Annotated in this window: 12 protein-coding genes and 1 pseudogene; 5 read left to right on the forward strand and 8 right to left on the reverse strand. The window is 71.8% G+C overall.

What is annotated here, in order from left to right:
* Positions 1-19 precede the first annotated feature (19 nt).
* Both ACGFMK_RS21540 and ACGFMK_RS21545 read right to left on the reverse strand, forming a co-directional pair.
* Positions 20-2,143, reverse strand: a complete 2,124-nt coding sequence (locus tag ACGFMK_RS21540) for an ArnT family glycosyltransferase (RefSeq protein ID WP_392765787.1) — start codon at positions 2,141-2,143, stop codon at positions 20-22.
* Entirely contained in the window at positions 2,140-3,387 is a 1,248-nt protein-coding gene (locus ACGFMK_RS21545; RefSeq protein WP_392765790.1) for a glycosyltransferase, read from the reverse strand. The genes ACGFMK_RS21540 and ACGFMK_RS21545 overlap by 4 nt, the downstream gene beginning before the upstream one ends.
* A gap of 167 nt (positions 3,388-3,554) precedes the next feature.
* Between ACGFMK_RS21545 and ACGFMK_RS21550 the strand changes: the two genes are divergently transcribed.
* The 4 genes and pseudogenes from ACGFMK_RS21550 (at position 3,555) to ACGFMK_RS21565 (ending at position 7,103) form a co-directional block, all read left to right on the forward strand.
* Complete coding sequence (locus ACGFMK_RS21550) at positions 3,555-4,232, forward strand: response regulator transcription factor (RefSeq protein WP_392765794.1); 678 nt, start codon at positions 3,555-3,557, stop codon at positions 4,230-4,232.
* Between the two features lie 20 nt (positions 4,233-4,252).
* A complete protein-coding gene (locus ACGFMK_RS21555) occupies positions 4,253-5,632 on the forward strand; it encodes an ATP-binding protein (protein WP_392765796.1) in 1,380 nt (459 codons plus the stop codon).
* Positions 5,633-5,915: 283 nt separating this feature from the next.
* Positions 5,916-6,208: pseudogene (locus ACGFMK_RS21560) on the forward strand (protease pro-enzyme activation domain-containing protein); the annotation flags it as partial.
* A 208-nt stretch (positions 6,209-6,416) separates the two neighbouring features.
* Positions 6,417-7,103, forward strand: a complete 687-nt coding sequence (locus ACGFMK_RS21565) for a S8 family serine peptidase (protein WP_392765849.1) — start codon at positions 6,417-6,419, stop codon at positions 7,101-7,103.
* Positions 7,104-7,448: 345 nt separating this feature from the next.
* Here the strand turns inward: ACGFMK_RS21565 and ACGFMK_RS21570 are convergent, their stop codons facing one another.
* From ACGFMK_RS21570 to ACGFMK_RS21595, 6 genes are read right to left on the reverse strand one after another with little or no spacing between them, the layout of a single operon-like run.
* Positions 7,449-8,309 (reverse strand): amidohydrolase family protein, encoded by an 861-nt coding sequence (locus ACGFMK_RS21570; RefSeq protein WP_392765798.1) that lies wholly within the window; start codon positions 8,307-8,309, stop codon positions 7,449-7,451.
* Complete coding sequence (locus ACGFMK_RS21575) at positions 8,306-8,923, reverse strand: aldo/keto reductase (protein ID WP_392765800.1); 618 nt, start codon at positions 8,921-8,923, stop codon at positions 8,306-8,308. The genes ACGFMK_RS21570 and ACGFMK_RS21575 overlap by 4 nt, the downstream gene beginning before the upstream one ends.
* A complete protein-coding gene (locus ACGFMK_RS21580; RefSeq protein ID WP_392765802.1) occupies positions 8,920-10,824 on the reverse strand; it encodes a hypothetical protein in 1,905 nt (634 codons plus the stop codon). The genes ACGFMK_RS21575 and ACGFMK_RS21580 overlap by 4 nt, the downstream gene beginning before the upstream one ends.
* Before the next feature lie 20 nt (positions 10,825-10,844).
* The gene (locus ACGFMK_RS21585; protein ID WP_392765805.1) at positions 10,845-11,720 is read right to left on the reverse strand and encodes a carbohydrate ABC transporter permease; all 876 of its coding nucleotides are present in this window, start codon (positions 11,718-11,720) and stop codon (positions 10,845-10,847) included.
* A complete protein-coding gene (locus tag ACGFMK_RS21590; protein WP_392765808.1) occupies positions 11,710-12,606 on the reverse strand; it encodes a carbohydrate ABC transporter permease in 897 nt (298 codons plus the stop codon). The genes ACGFMK_RS21585 and ACGFMK_RS21590 overlap by 11 nt, the downstream gene beginning before the upstream one ends.
* Positions 12,603-13,958 (reverse strand): ABC transporter substrate-binding protein, encoded by a 1,356-nt coding sequence (locus ACGFMK_RS21595; protein WP_392765810.1) that lies wholly within the window; start codon positions 13,956-13,958, stop codon positions 12,603-12,605. Before ACGFMK_RS21595 ends, ACGFMK_RS21590 begins: the two co-directional genes overlap by 4 nt.
* A 231-nt stretch (positions 13,959-14,189) precedes the next feature.
* Here ACGFMK_RS21595 and ACGFMK_RS21600 point away from each other — a divergent pair, with 231 nt between their 5' ends.
* Entirely contained in the window at positions 14,190-14,960 is a 771-nt protein-coding gene (locus ACGFMK_RS21600) for a FadR/GntR family transcriptional regulator (RefSeq protein ID WP_392765813.1), read from the forward strand.
* The last annotated feature ends 72 nt before the right edge of the window (positions 14,961-15,032 follow it).

Consider the following 15,032-nt stretch of genomic DNA (forward strand, 5'->3'; position numbering starts at 1 on the left):
TGGACTGGCGTGCTCCTGCTCAGGCGTGGCACTCGTAGAGGGTCTGCGCCAGGCCCATTGGCCCGGTCTGCTCGTTCTCCTGGGTGGCTCGCCCACCGTAGGACGCCGGGTCGACGGCGGTGCAGTGCTGCTCGGTCCACTGCTGCCGCCGCTGAACGGCGCCGCCGCTCATGCCCGGCATGCCACCGCCGGATCCGCCGAGGACGAACTTCAGCTTGCCTTCGGCCGTCCACTGCTGCAGCTGGCCGACCGAGGGCGAGTCGTCGCTGCCCATGAAGCCGCCCATGCCGATGACCGTCTCGTCGGACCCGATGACGAAACTCGCCACCGTGCTCGCCGAACCGTCGACGGCCAGGGTGATCTCCGCGCCGCCGCTGTGCTGCTTGGCGTAGTCCAGGACGCGGCGCTGCTCGTCGGTGAGCTTGCCGTCCATGGCGCCGAACCCGCCGCCGCCCGGCATCTCCGGGCGGCCGCCACCGGGGAAGCCCGCACCGGCGCCACCCGGGAAGCCGCCGGTGCCACCGGGCAGCTGCGGCAGGTCGCCGGTGCCCGGGAAGCCACCCGCGCCGCCCGGGCGCATAACGCCGAAGCCGCCGCTCGGGCCCGCGGCCGGCATCACGCCGAGGTTCTCGCCGGTCGCGGCGGTCGCCGTGGACCACACCGCCGGCACCAGCAGCAGGGTGACGAGCCCGAGCACGAGCGAGACGTGCGAGAGCACCGCGCGGCGCGCCTCGGCCAGCCGGCCCGCGAGCAGCACGACCACCGCGACGACGCCCGCCACCAGGACCGCCCAGCGCGTCCAGCCCTGCCACGAGGAATCGCGGCTCGCCAGCACGAAGGCCCACACCGCGGTGAGGGCCACCGCGGCGGGCAGCAGCAGCCACCCGGCGGCGCCGTCGCCGCGGTAGGCGCGCCAGAACCGCGCCAGCCCCGCCGCGGAGATCGCGGCGATCGCCGGGGCGAGCATCGTCGTGTAGTACGGGTGCCAGATGCCCTGCGCGTAGCTGAACACCAGCGCGGTCACCAGCAGCCAGCCGCCCCACGCGAACCAGCCGGCCCGCAGCGCCGGGTCGCCCGGCTGCTTGGCCGCCCTCCGCAGGACACCCTGGACGGCGACGACCACCAGGACGAACAGCGCCAGCGGCAGCAGCCACGAGATCTGCCCGCCGACCGACGTGCTGAACATCCGGCCGGGACCGGTGTCACCGCCGAACATCCCGCCGGCGCCGCCGCCCAGCCCGGACGGCAGGGTGACTCCCTCGGGCAGGTCCGGGCGTGCTCCGCCACCGCCGGGGTTGCCTTCGTCGCCGAAGATCCGGCCGAAGCCGTTGTAGCCGAAGATCAGGTTCCAGGCGGTGCCGTCGGTGCTGCCGCCCATGTACGGCTTGGCCCCGGGCCACCAGTCGTGCAGCGCCGTCCACCAGAAGGACGACGCGAACAGGACGACGCCGGCCCCGAGCAGGTCGAGGATCCGCCGCTTGACCGGCGCGCTCGTCCCGACGAAGTACGCCAGCGCGAACCCGGGGACGACGATCCACGCCTGCATCATCTTGGTGACGAATCCGCAGCCGATGAAGAAGGCGCACCACAGCAGCCACTTCGTGCGCGCGCGGCTCGTGTCCGCTTGCACCGAGCGCGTGAACGCGTAGGCCGCCGCGACGAGCAGCAGCACGAGGAGCGTGTCCGGGTTGTTGTCCCGGTTGATCGCGACGGTGATCGGGGTCAGTGTGAGGATCACCGCGGCCAGCAGCGCGACGTTCTCGCCCGCCCACCGCCGCACCGTGCGGTGCAGGAGGAACACCGCCGCGACGCCCTCGAGCACCTGGGGGAGCAGCAGCGCCCAGCCGTGGAAGCCGAACACCAGCACCGAAAGCGCTTGCGGCCACAGCGACATCGGCGGTTTGTCCACGGTGAACACGCCGTACGGGTCGAACGAGCCGAACAGGAAGTTCGTGAAGCTGCCCGTCATGGACTTGACGGCGGCCGAGTAGTAGGTGTTGCCCAGCTGGCCCGCGCCGATCCGCCACGTGTAGAGCGCACCCGCGGCGACGCAGATCCCGGCGAGCGCCCAGGCCGGCCACCTCGTCCGGCGTGGCACCGCGACGCGGCCGGCGGGTGCCGCGTGTTCGGCGGCGACTGTCATTGTTCGTCCTTTCGGTTGTCCTTGCGGAAGACCCAGCTGCGCAGCAGCACGAACCGGCCCGCGGTCCCCAGCACCGAGGCCGCGAACAACACCGCCAGCTCCAGCGCGCGACCGGGGTCCGGGTCGAGCGCCGGCAGCGCGAGCAGCGCGGCCGAGGTGAACGCGTAGTAGAGCCCGAACACCACGAACCCCTGCAGGTGCGCCTTGCTCCGCGCAACGCCCGCCCCGGCGAAGGTGAAGCGGCGGTTGGCTTCGGTGTTGAACAGCGTGGTGAGCACCAGCGCGGCCAGGTTGGCCACCAGCACCGGCCACCACAACCGGAAGAGCCCGTACAGCACGAGGTTCGCGACGGTGGAGAGCACCCCGATCACCGCGAACGACAGGACTTCCCAGAGCCGGCCGCCACTCGGCGTGCCCAGCACGGCGTCCGGGTGGGCCGCGCGGGGTGCCGGCCGGCGGGGCAGGTCCGGCACCCGCGCGGTGCCGGCCGCTTTCGCGCGGGCGACGCGGACCAGGCCGCGGAGGTCGTCGAGCGCGGTCTTGGCGACGTCGACGCGGCTGTCGGTGTCCTCGACCCAGTCGACCGGCACCTCGTGCACGCGCAACCCGTTGTGCTCGGCCAAGAGCAGCAGTTCGGTGTCGAAGAACCAGGCGTCGTCCTCGACGTGGTCCAGCAGCGGCCGGATCACGTCGGTGCGCGCGGCCTTGAACCCGCACTGCGCGTCGGAGAACCGCGCGCCGTGGCTCAGCCGGATCAGCCCGTTGTAGCAACGGGAGACGAACTCCCGCTTCGGCCCGCGCACCGTGCGTGCCCCGGGGGCCAGCCGCGAGCCGATGGCCAGGTCGGAGTGCCCGTTGACCAGCGGAGCCACCAGCGGCAGCAGCGCGTCGAGCCCGGTGGAGAGGTCGACGTCCATGTACACGACGACGTCGGCGGTGCTGGCCCGCCAGGTCTCGCGCAGGGCCAGGCCGCGGCCCTTGCGGTCGAGGTGGCACACGCGGACCGAGGCGTGCTCGCGGGCGAGTGCCTCGGCGACCTCCAGCGTCCGGTCCGTGCTGGCGTTGTCGGCGATCACGATGGTCCAGCCGAAGGGGAACTGGTCGCGGAGGAACTCGCGCAGCACGCGCACGCAGCCTGGTAGGGCGCGTTCCTCGTTGTACACCGGGACGACGATGTCCACCGTGGCCGTCGCGGCACGGTGTTCGGGAGAGGCCCGGAGACCTCTGGTCGCGCCGACCGACATGCTTCCTCCGTTCTCGCTGGTTCGCGGCCGAGCACGACGCTGTGTGACCGGTTACGTTGCTCATACGGTGGGCTACCGATCGTGAGAAGCGCCTGGAATTCACCTGAGAGAATCATGAGAAGTGGATCTACAGCTCACGCACAGGCTGACCGCGTAGCCTCCGCCGGGTGCGACTGCTGGTGGTGGACGACGATCCCGACGTGCGGGAAAGCCTTCAGCGCAGCCTCGAGTTCGAGGGCTACGACGTCGGTACGGCGATCTGCGGCACGACGGCGCTCGAAGCCGTCGCCGGCCACGGGAAGCCCGACCTGGTGATCCTCGACGTGATGATGCCCGGGGTCGACGGCCTGGAGACGTGCCGGCGCATCCGCGCGGCGGGCGAGCGGCTGCCGGTGCTGATGCTCACCGCGCGCGACGCGCTCGGCGACCGGGTCACCGGCCTCGACTCCGGGGCCGACGACTACCTCGTCAAGCCGTTCGCCCTGGAGGAGCTGCTCGCCCGGGTCCGGGCGCTGCTGAAGCAGAACCGCGGCCGCCGCGCCATCCCCGACGTCCGCCGGTTCGCGGACCTGGCGCTCGACCCGGACACGCGCGAGGTCACCCGCGGCGGGCAGCGGATGGAGCTGACACCGACCGAGTTCGACCTCCTGACGGCCTTCCTGGACGCCCCGGGCAAGGTGCTGACCAAGCACCAGCTGCGCCAGGCGGTGTGGGGCACGGAACCGAGCCGTACCAACAACCTCGACGTCTACGTCGGCTACCTGCGGCGCAAGACCGAGGCGGGCGGGGCGAGCCGGCTGCTGCACACCGTCCGCGGTGTCGGGTTCGTGTTGCGGGCGCCGTGAAGCGCCGCGGAGAGCGCCGGATGCTGCTGCGCAGCCGCGTCGCGCTGATCACCGCGGCGATCGTCGCGCTGGCGATCGCGTCGATCAGCACCGTGACGTACGTGGCCACGCAGCACAACCTGCGCGCTCAGCTGGACGAGACGCTGCTCGGCGGCTGGCCACCGCCCGGCGCGCAGGACCCCGCGCTGCCGAAGCCGGACTGGGCCGACCTGTGCCGGGCGGTGAACCAGGGCCGTCCGCTGCAGCGGTTCCTCGAAGGGGTTCAGCTGCTCAAAGCCGACGGGACGACGTGCTCACCCGCCGGGGTGGACTCGGTCGTCCTCGAGCCGTCGGACCGGACGGCTCGGACGGTGACGCTGCGGGACGGCTACACGCAGTCCGGCACTCCGGTGCGGGTGCTGCTCGGCCCGGCCGGCGACGGGAACGTCGTGGCCATCTCACGCAGCCTCGCCGAAGTCGCGAGCACCTTGACCGGGCTGCGCACCGTCCTGATCGTGGTGTCGGTACTGGGTGCGGCGCTCGCCGCCGCGGCGGCCCTGCTGCTCACCCGCCGGACCCTCGAGCCGATGGCGCGGCTGACCGCCGCCGCCGAGGAGATCGCCCGGACCCAGGACCTCGAGCTCCCCGTCGCCGTGTCCGGCCGTGACGAGGTCGGCCGGATGGGCCGCGCGTTCGCCGCGATGACCGGCGCGCTCGCCGAGTCCCGTCGTCGCCAGCGAGCGCTGGTGGCCGACGCGGCCCACGAGCTGCGCACCCCGTTGACCAGCTTGCGCACCAACATCGACCTGCTGGCCCGCAGCGAGCACACCGGCCGGCCGCTGGCGGACGGGCAGCGAGCCCGGATGGTCGACCGGCTGCAGGTGCAGGCGGTGGAACTCGGCGACCTCGTCACCGAGCTCGTCGTGCTCGCCCGCGACGAGCACGAACTGGAGCACACCGACGTCGCCATGGCCGTCGTCGTCCGGCGGGCGGTCCGGCGGGCTTCGAGCCGTGCCCGGGACCACACGTTCGACGTCGGCAACGCCGAGTGGTCCGCCCGCGGCGACGCGGGCGCGCTGGAGCGGATGGTCCTCAACCTGCTCGACAACGCGATCAAGTTCTCACCCGCAGGCTCCGTGGTCACGGTCCGTTCGGCGCCGGGCCGGATCTCCGTCGCCGACGAGGGTTCCGGGGTTGCTCCAGCGGATCGCGGGCCGGCGTTCGAGCGGTTCTGGCGGGCACCGGCGGCGCGAGCGCTGCCGGGATCGGGCTTGGGCCTGGCGATCGTCGCGGACACCGCGGCCGCTCACGGCGGACGCGCACGGTTCGAGGATCCGCCGGACGGCCGGGGTGCGCTCGTGGTCGTCGAGCTGCCTCCGGCGGGGATCCGCGCCGACGAGACCGGGTCGCCGCAACCCTGAGGTTTGCCCGGGGGAGTGCACCACGCTGTATCCGAGGCGGCGTCTTGAGGAGGGGGATCGTCCCCCGGCGGAGGGACAGCCCGTGCGGAGACAGCGACATCTTCTCGTCTTGTTCGCAAGCCTCCTGGCCGCGACCGTGATCACGCCCGCCGTCGCGGCTGCGAACGCGGACGGGCCGGCGCGGGTGCCGGTCGGCGGGTCGGAGGGCACCAAGTCCTCCCACGTGGTCCGCGAGGGCACCGACACCGGGCCGGCCGATCCGGCCGCGCAGGTCACCGCCCAGGTGTTCCTCGCCGGGGACTCCCGGCGGCTGGCCGACTACGCCCGCGCCGTGTCGGACCCGCGCGATTTCCGCTACGGCCACTTCCTGACGCCCGAGCAGGTACGCGCCCGCTACGGGCCGGCGCAGCACCGGATCGACGCCGTCGGCGGCTGGCTGCGCGGCACCGGCTTGTCGATCGTCAGCGCCGGCCACGTGCCGTCGTCGCCCGCGGCACGGTCGCCCAGGCGGCGGAGGCGTTCGGCACCCGCTTCGACAACCACACCTACCACCGGATCCCGCACCGGGCGGCGGTGGATCCGATCACCGTGCCCGCCGAGGTCGGGCCCGACATCCTGACCGTCACCGGACTCACCGTCCCGACCGGTACCTGGCAACCGCCCGGGCCTCCCACGACCGGATCCGCTTTGCGGCGCGTGCGGACCCGCCTGTCCATCCCTGCCCGGACCACCACGGCGACACCCCGGTCACCGATTTGCCTTCCGCCTACGGGCATCCCGTGCAGTGGGCGCCCTGCGGGTGCACACCCGGCAGGTCCGCGACGCTTACGGGATCACCGGAACCAGCCTCACGGGCAAGGGGGTGACCGCCGGGATCATCAGCATCGGCAACGCGCAGATCGTCGACCGGCGGCCGGCCGACGTCGTGTCCGGGTCGATCAGCGTCGGCTACACGCCGGGTTACGCTCCGGACGACATCGTCGCGTATGAGCGCGCCTTTCAGGAAGGCGCTGCCGAGGGCATCACGTTCACGTTCGCCAGTGGCGACTCCGGTGGCGGCGCCACCGAAGACGGCGTCCGCACCGTCGAGTACCCGGCTTCCAGCCCGTGGGTGACCGCGGTGGGCGGCACCACCCTGGCGATCGGACCCGGGACCTCCTACCGGTGGGAGATCGGCTGGGCGACCGACGAAACCTCCCGGTCCGCCGACGGAACGTCGTGGGATCCGGCACCGCCTGGCTATCAGGGAAAGGCTTCCGGCGGCGGGACCGGCACCGTGTTTCCGCAGCCGTTCTACCAGCGTGGGGTCGTGCCCGCGTCGTTCGCCGGTTCGCCACCGATGCGGACCGTTCCGGACGTCGCCGCCTTGGCGGATCCCGACCCGTGCCTGCTCGTCGGCGAAACCGACTACAACCTCGACGGCACCCTGAGCTACAAGGTGGGCAACGGAGGCGGGACAAGCCCGTCCTGACCCGCCTTCGCCGGAGTCGAGGCGCTCCTGGTGCAGGAGCACGGTCCCCTCGGTTCGCGAACCCGGCGTTGTACGCGCGGCCCCGGTCGGCGTACCACGCGATCGCCGACAACCCCGCCGGGACAGCGAAGACCGTGGCGTACGCGGTTGTGGACCACGGATTCGTCGACCTGATCACGCCGGGGCAGTACGCGGAAGCGAACCTGACCTACGCCCCCGGCTACGACACGGTCACCGGCCTCGGCTCACCGACCCGGCAGCTGATCGAGTCTTCCGCCGGAAGCCGTCGACGGCCAGGCTCCGGGCGCCGGTGCAGGCGACCCGGCGAATGCCGTGCTGCGGACCTCATTCCGGATCCTTTCGCGCTCCCCGTCCGGGCGTCCGGTAGGTCCGGGCGGCGTTGTGGTGGAAGACGGCTTCGGCGGCCGTGGCGGGATGGGTGGCGAGCGCGTCGCGGACCACGTCCAGCCACGCTTCGTAGTCCGTGGCCAGGGTCATGACGGGCCAGTCGCTGCCGTACAGGCACCGCTCGGGGCCGAACGTGTCGAGGGCTTCGCGCACGGCGTCGACCACGACCGGGCGGGCGGTGCCCGCGGTGGTCTCGGTGGCCAGGCCGGACAGCTTGCAGAGCACGGTGCCGTGCCGCGCCAGCCGGCGCAGGTCCCGGCGCCACCGGTCGTACCCGGGGCCGCCCGGCGACGGCTTGCCCAGGTGGTCCAGCACGATGGTGGTCCCCGGGCAGGCCGCGGCCAGTTCGGTCAGTTCGGGCAGCTGGCGGGCGCGGACGCAGGCGTCGAACGGCAGCCCCGCCTCGCCCAGCAGCCGCACGCCCGCCCGGAACCCGCTCTCGCCCAGGAAACCGGGCGCTTCGTCCTGCACGTTGCGCCGGACCCCGGCCACGAAGGGGTCACCGCCGTGGCCGGCGACGAACCGGCCCACCGCTGCCGGGTCTTCGACGTCGACGTGCGCGACGATGCCGCGGATCCAGGGCCGCCGCCGCGCTTCCTGCCGCATCCACGCGATCTCGGCGGCGGAGTCCGCGGCGGCTCTTCCCGCTTCGACGACGATGACGCCGGCCCGTCCCGGCCCCTCGGGGAACTGACCGGGAGTGAACGGCCGGTCGAGCTCCGGAACGTCGTCGAGCCACGGGTAGCGCAGCCGCCGCGGGTCCCAGAAGTGCACGTGTGCGTCGAGGAGCCCGTTCACGCCGGCCGGCTCTCCGGACGCCCGCTCGGCCACGAGCGGTCACGGACCGGTTCGAGGCAGGCTTCGACCTCGCGCAGCAGGTTCTCGTCGACCGGCTCGGTGATCCAGCGGACGTTCCGGTGTACCTCCGCCGGATCGTCGGCGCCGACCAGCGTTCCGGCGAAGCCGCCGGTGGTCACGGCGAACCGGAGGGCGACCCGCGCGAGTTCCTCCCCGCGCGCCCCGCAGAGTGCGCCCGCTTCCGCGCACCGCGCGAGGACGTCCGGCGGGGCCGGGTGCCAGGGCGGTGCCCCGCGGTTGGTGAGCGCGCCCATCGAGAGCGGGGAGGCGTTGATGACGGCCGTGCCGTGGCGCGTGAACCAGTCCCGCCAGGTGGCGAGCTGCCGGTTCTGCAGCGTGTACCGGCAGGAGGAGACGATCGTGTCGACCCGGGTGCGTTCGGCGACGTAGGCCGGCGCGGCCGGGGGATAGCCGGTCACGCCGACCGCGTCGACGTGGTCGGTCTCCAGCCGCTCGAGGCTTTCGTGCGCGCTGCGGACGACCCGGCCGGCGCTGAAGTCGAAGCCGAGCTCGGAGACCTCCAGCCCGGTGTCCCCGAGGGTCGTCCGCTTCACGGGGCACCCGCGGCGGTGTGCTCGTCGAACGGGGTGGCGTAGGAAGGCGGGCGGGCCCGCAGGGCGAGCCGCAGGGTCAGGCGGATCCGGGTGGAGCGGGGCAGCTCCACCCGCAGCCACGGGCCGTCGACGTCGATCGACGCGGACGTCACGGCTGGCTCGCCGTGGCCGTAGTCGTAGAGATCGCCGATCCACGAGGGGTCGTCGCAGACGCTGTGGTCCGCGGTGCGGATGTGGTGTTCGGCGAACGCCCCGGCCTGGACGATGACCGACCGCCCCTCGTCCGGGTCGAGGTTGACCAGCTCGAGCACGGTCGCGTCCGGGTCGATGCTCGAAACCAGCGCCGACACCGACGGCGGCAGGCCGGGCCGCCGCGCGTGCGCGTCGTAGTAGCGCACGCGGGCCTGCTGCAGGCCGCCGTTGTAGACGACCTGCGGCCCGCCCCAGGTGAGCTGGACCAGCGCCTCGGTGACCACCGGGTTGGACTGCTGCCACAGGTGGATGTCGGCCTCGGGGACGTCCCGGTCGCGGTAGCGCTCCATGCGGGCCAGCCGGTGCCGCACCTGGGCCTGTGCGGCGGCCAGGATCCGCTCCGGGTAGCCGGGGTCGTCGCCGGCGAGGTAGGCGAACCAGGGCTCTTCGTGGCCGGCCTCCTCCTTGCTGCGGAAGGACCGCACGGTGCGCCAGTCGTACCCGCCGGCGGCGCGCAGCCGTTCGAGGCGGTCCCGGTCCCCGGCCGACGCGGTGTGGTGCCACAGCGCCATCGGGACACCCAGGAGCATCGGGTTGTAGTCGAACCACCCGCGGTCGTCATGGCGGTAGGGCACGTGCAGCGTCGGCGTGTGCACGTCCTCGCGCAGCTGGACCGACCACTTGGACTCGAGACTGGAGTCCGCTTCGGTGAAGGCCATGACCTTGCCGTGGGCGATGATCTCGTCCAGGGCCGGGCGCACCAGGTCGGTGAACGTGTCGTCACCCGTGGCGAGGGCGGCCGACAACGCGCCGACGACGGCGGCGTGCCCGACGCTGTACCAGCCGTGCGGCCACGACCAGCCGTAGTGGCCGCCGTACCAGCGGCCCTCCAGCAGCGCGCCCACCGTGCCGTCGGGAGCGACGTTGTCGGGCAGGACGCCGCCGTTGGCGGCCGCGCGCTCGCGCCAGGCACCGACGTACTCGGCGAGCCAGTCGCGGTAGCGGTCCTCGCCGGACAGCAGCAGGGCGTTGAGGACGAGACCGGACGCCGCCAGGTTGACCGCGACGTCACCCACCCCCATCCGCCGGCGCATCTGCTCGCCCAGCGCGGAGTCCTCCGGCGGCAGCCACCCGAGCGGGAAGCCGTATGTCCGGGCCTCCTTGGGCAGCCACGGGTAGGAGTCGCCGTCGAAAAGTCCTTCGCGCGCCGGGTCGCTGCCGTTGTGGGGCCGCCGGATGACGCGGTGCCCGGGGTCGTAGTTGCCGTGCGCGGGATCGACGTAGAGCTCCGCGAACCGCAGCGCGCGGTCCCGCCACCGCTCGGGCGCGGCCATGCACAGGAAGTACAGCAGCAGCAGGCTTTCACCCTGGTGGAACCAGTCGTAGCCGCGCTCGTACTCGTCGTGGAGCATGCCCAGCTCGGTCAGCTGCCGGGTGACGCCCTCCCAGTGGTGCTCGGACTCGGCGAGCAGGTCGCCGGCGCCACCGAGCAGGTAGAGCTGGGGCCAGTTGAAGAACGTCTCGTAGAAGTCGTCCACACCGTCGCGGGTGGTGAGCTCGCCCTCGTAGCGCAGCCGTCCGTCCGGGCCGGTGAAGTCGCGGGCGAACCGGCGCCAGGCCTCGTCGAGCAGGGTGAACAGCGCGCGCTGCGCGATCGCCCAGCCGGGCGGTTCGAGCAGGGGCACCGAGGCCGTGATGACGGGAGGCATCAGAGTTTCTCCATGGTGGGTCACTCCTTGGTCGCGCCGGCGAGCATCCCGGCGACCAGGAAACGTTGGGAGAAGAGGAAGACGACGAGAACCGGGGTGATCGCGAGCAGCGTGGCCAGTGCGAGTTCCGGGCGTTCGACCGCGGCGGTGCCGGCGGTCGGGTTGAACTGGGGGACGGCGTCGAGCAGGGTGCCCAGGCCGACCTGGACGGGGAACTGGTCGCTTTCCGGCAGCAGGACGTACGGCAGGAAGTAGTTGGTCCAGTTGGCGACGAAGCTGAAGAAGCCGACGAGCGCCACGACCGGCGCGGCCAGGGGCAGGGCGATGTGGCGGAACACGCCGAACTGCGAGCAGCCGTCGAGCTTCGCCGCGTCGACCAGGTCGCGGGGCAGCGCGGTGGAGAAGTAGATGTAGGTCAGGTACACGCCGAACGGGTAGAACGAGTACGGCAGGATGATCGACCACATCGAGCCGATCAGGTGGACGGCGTTGACCTCGAGGAACAGCGGCACCACCAGGGTCGCGTTCGGCATCAGCATGACGACCAGGGTCGCCACGAGCAGGGTGCGCCGGCCGCGGAACTCGGTCATGGCGAGGGCGTAGCCGGCCGGGATCGCCACGCACAGCGTGATCGCCAGGGCGATGAACGAATACAGCGCCGAGTTGCCGAGCCACCGGAAGATCGCGTTGTCCCCGAAGGAGGTCAGCGCGGTCCAGTTGTCCCCGAGCGCACCCCACGAGCCGAACGACAGGGGGTTGCCGTGCACGAGCTGGTCGTCGTTCTTGGTGGCGGCCAGCAGCAGCCACAGCACCGGAAGCACGAAGAAGACCAGGAACAGCGCGAGCACCAGGACCGACAGCGGGTTCGGCCGCCTCCGGCCGGGGCTAGTCGGCATCGAAGAACCCCGATCGGGCCACGAACAGGCCGGCGACGACCACGCCGATCACCAGCAGTTCCACCGAAATGGCCGCGGCCGTGTTCACGTTGTCGTTCTGGAAGGCGAAGTCGTAGGAGAGCTGGTTGAGCGAGTAGTCGCGGCCGGCGACCCCGACGCTCGCCTGCGAAAGCAGCTGCGGTTCGACGAACAGCTGCGTTCCCCCGGCGAACGCGAGGATCACCATGTAGACGATCCACTTGCGCAGCAGGGGGATCTGGATGCGCCACGCGGTCTGCCACGCGCCCGCGCCGTCGATCCGCGCCGCTTCCAGCAGGTCGGGGGAGATATTGTTCAACGCGCCGTACATCACGACGATCCAGCCGCCCGCCCCGGTCCAGAAGGCGATCATGGTGAACAGGACCGGCAGGTGGTCCGGCGCGACCACCTGGCCGAACGTGTCGAACCCGAACGCCTGCAGCAGGAAGCTCACCGGGCTCACGGACGGGTCCAGCATGAACAGCCAGACCAGCACGCTGGCCGCGCCGGCCAGCGCGCCGGGGATGTAGTAGAGGAAGCGCAGGGCGATACTGGCCGCGCCGGAGGTCAGGCGGTGCAGCAGCAGGGCCAGCCCGACGACGAACACCACCAGCGACACCAGCCAGAACAGCAGGTAGAGCGCCACGTGACCGACCGCGGAGAGGTACCGGAAGTCGCCGGCGGCCTCGACGAAGTTGGACAGGCCGGCGAAGCGGTCGCCCGCGTCGGTGAAGGCGAAGTAGATCGCGTACACCGTGGGCACGACGCCGAACGCGATCAGCAGGACGACGTAGGCCGCGACGAAGAGGTGGCCGGCCCGGCCCGGCCACCGCGTCCGCGGCCGGGCCGGCCGGACGGCCGTGCTCACGGGCTGACCTCGTACCCGTTGGACTTCGCGTGGTCGGTGATGGCTTTCTGCCAGTCGGGCAGGAGGGAGACGATGGTCTTCCCGGCGGTCTGGCCGGGGGTGACGGTCGCGGCCCAGATCGCCTCCTGGCTGAACTGCCCGTAACCCCAGCCCGGCCACACCTGCGCGGCGGCCGTCTGCAGCGTGCCGGTGATGTCGCCGGCGTAGTACCCGCTGGCCGACTGCTTCGCCAGCCAGGCCTTCGCCGCGGCGGTGTTCGCCGGGTAGCCCGGCGCGACCTGGCCCTGGTAGTCGGGTGCGGTGGTCACCCAGGTGAGGAAGTCGGTGGCGTCCTTGAGGTTGGCGCTGTGGGCGGACAGCAGCCAGGTGCCGCCGCCGACGTTGCCGACCGACGGGCTCGTTTCGCCGGCCCACTGGGGCATCGGCGCGACGGCGATCTGGCCCTTGGGTGTCTTCACGGACTCCTGGAAGATCGATCCGCCGAACCAGGACGGGCCCGGCAGCAGGAGGATCTTGTCGCCGGAGTTCTTGTCGAAGTCCGAGCTGAACACGCTGCTGGTGGACAGCGTGCGGTTCTTGACGAGGGTGTCGAGCAGCGCCGCCATCCGGGTGCAGGCCGGGCTCGTGGTGTCGACCTTCACCTTCTTCGGGCCGGTGATCTCGTTGGCGCCGCACTTGCCGGCCCACAGGTAGATCTCCGGGGTGAAGTTGTCCCCGGCCGTGCCGACCAGGTAGCCGGGGTGCTCGGTGGCCACCCGCTGGCCCAGCGCCTGGTACTCCTCCCAGGTCTTCGGCACCTGGTAGTTCCATTGCCGCAGCAGCGAAGCGTTGTACCAGAGCACGGTCTGGGCGAGGTCGTTGCGCAGGCAGTAGAGGGTGCCGTCCACGGTGCACGGGTCGTTGGCGCCGGGGGCCCAGCTGCTCAGCGTCGCGTCGGGGATCTGCCCCTTGTTCAGGGGCGCGGTGAAGCCGGCCTGCACCGCCCAGGAGGTCTCGTTGTTCTGGGTGCTGAACACGACGTCCGGCCAGCCGCTGCGGGTGCGGTTGAACAGGCTCACCTTGGTCTGCAGGTAGTTGGAGCCGTTGGCGTCGCCGTCGTAGGTGACGATGTTCAGCTTCACCGCCGGGTGCTGCTTCTGGTACAGCTGCGCGGCGGGCAGCCGCGTCGAGTCGACCCACACGGTGAGCGGTCCGCCGGTCTGCGGCGCCGGCTGGAAGGCGCTCTGGGCGCCGGTACCGCTGCTGCCGTTCCCGCACGCCGTGACCGCGGCGAGGACGGCTGTGACGCCGAAGACCAGTCCTGCGAACCGTCGGCCGCGCTGAACGGATCTGCTGGCTCCGAGGGCTGTCATGAGCTACTCCACTTCATCGTGGTGCCCGCAGGTCTACCTGATCAGGCAAGGTCATCCAGCTATGTGTCCGACACATTGAGCGCTGCGTGGCGCGTCGTCTATGAGAGTCGGTCGGAAGTCCGTAGTCAAGAGGATCCGCGCAGGAAAATGTGTAGTACTTATTTTCAGGTCGTCGATCCGAATGTATGCTTCATGGTTCCTGAGAGGTGGAGGAGGCGAGTGGTGGACGGCGTGCCCGCATCGATCGAACCCGGTCCGGCAGGCGGTGATCCGCCGGCAACCCGGTCGCCGACGTCGTACCGGCCGGGCTACGAGCTCGTCGCCGAACAGATCCTCCGGCTCATCGCGGAGCTGCGGCTGCGACCGGGCGACCGCATGCCCACCGAGAACGAGCTGGCGGCCCGGCTGAACAGCTCACGCACGGTGGTGCGCGAGGCGGTCAAGATCCTGTCCGCGATCGGCCGGGTGCGTGCCCAGAAGGGACGTGGCCTCTACGTCGCCGACGACGAAGGGATGCTCGGCTCGACGCACTGGGGCAGCCTGTTCCTGCCGACCGACCTCGACCACATCTACATGCTGTTCGAGTTCCGCCGCGTCCAGGAGATGACCGCCGGCCGGCTGGCCGCGACCCGGGCCACCCCGGCCGAGCTGCGGTCGATCGAGACGGCGGCCGACACCTGCCGCCAGGGACAACTGACCGGCGAGGCGGCGCTGTTCGACCGCGGGGACGACGAGTTCCACCTCGGCATCGCGGCCGCGTCCCACAACCAGTTCCTCCTGGCCGCCGTCCGCGAGGTGCGGCGGCTGCAACACCAGTCCAGCACGATCGGCCTGCACGGCACGGTCGGCGGACACGCGGCGGAAGCGGTCGAGGAGCACGCCGCGATCTACGAGGCGATCCGTGACGGCGACCCGGAAGCGGCCGCGCGAGCCGCCGCGGTCCACCTGGACAACACCCTGGAGGACTACCGCCGAGAGATCCAGCGGCGGGTGTTCGGCTGAGCCCTTTCCCCAGGGTCCGCTGGCCGTGCACGAGGTGAATGCAGGCGGCGGGACGGGCCCGTTCGCTTTCCC

Origin of the sequence: Amycolatopsis sp. NPDC049252, assembly GCF_043197175.1 — a bacterium.
Taxonomy (GTDB): Bacteria; Actinomycetota; Actinomycetes; order Mycobacteriales; family Pseudonocardiaceae; genus Amycolatopsis.

Coding starts and splice junctions, on each gene's coding strand:
- ACGFMK_RS21595 (WP_392765810.1), bottom strand. CDS start 13,958: ATGACAGCCCTCGGAGCCAGCAGATCCGTTCAGCGCGGCCGACGGTTC.
- ACGFMK_RS21545 (WP_392765790.1), bottom strand. CDS start 3,387: ATGTCGGTCGGCGCGACCAGAGGTCTCCGGGCCTCTCCCGAACACCGT.
- ACGFMK_RS21585 (WP_392765805.1), bottom strand. CDS start 11,720: ATGCCGACTAGCCCCGGCCGGAGGCGGCCGAACCCGCTGTCGGTCCTG.
- ACGFMK_RS21555 (WP_392765796.1), top strand. CDS start 4,253: ATGCTGCTGCGCAGCCGCGTCGCGCTGATCACCGCGGCGATCGTCGCG.
- ACGFMK_RS21580 (WP_392765802.1), bottom strand. CDS start 10,824: ATGCCTCCCGTCATCACGGCCTCGGTGCCCCTGCTCGAACCGCCCGGC.
- ACGFMK_RS21540 (WP_392765787.1), bottom strand. CDS start 2,143: ATGACAGTCGCCGCCGAACACGCGGCACCCGCCGGCCGCGTCGCGGTG.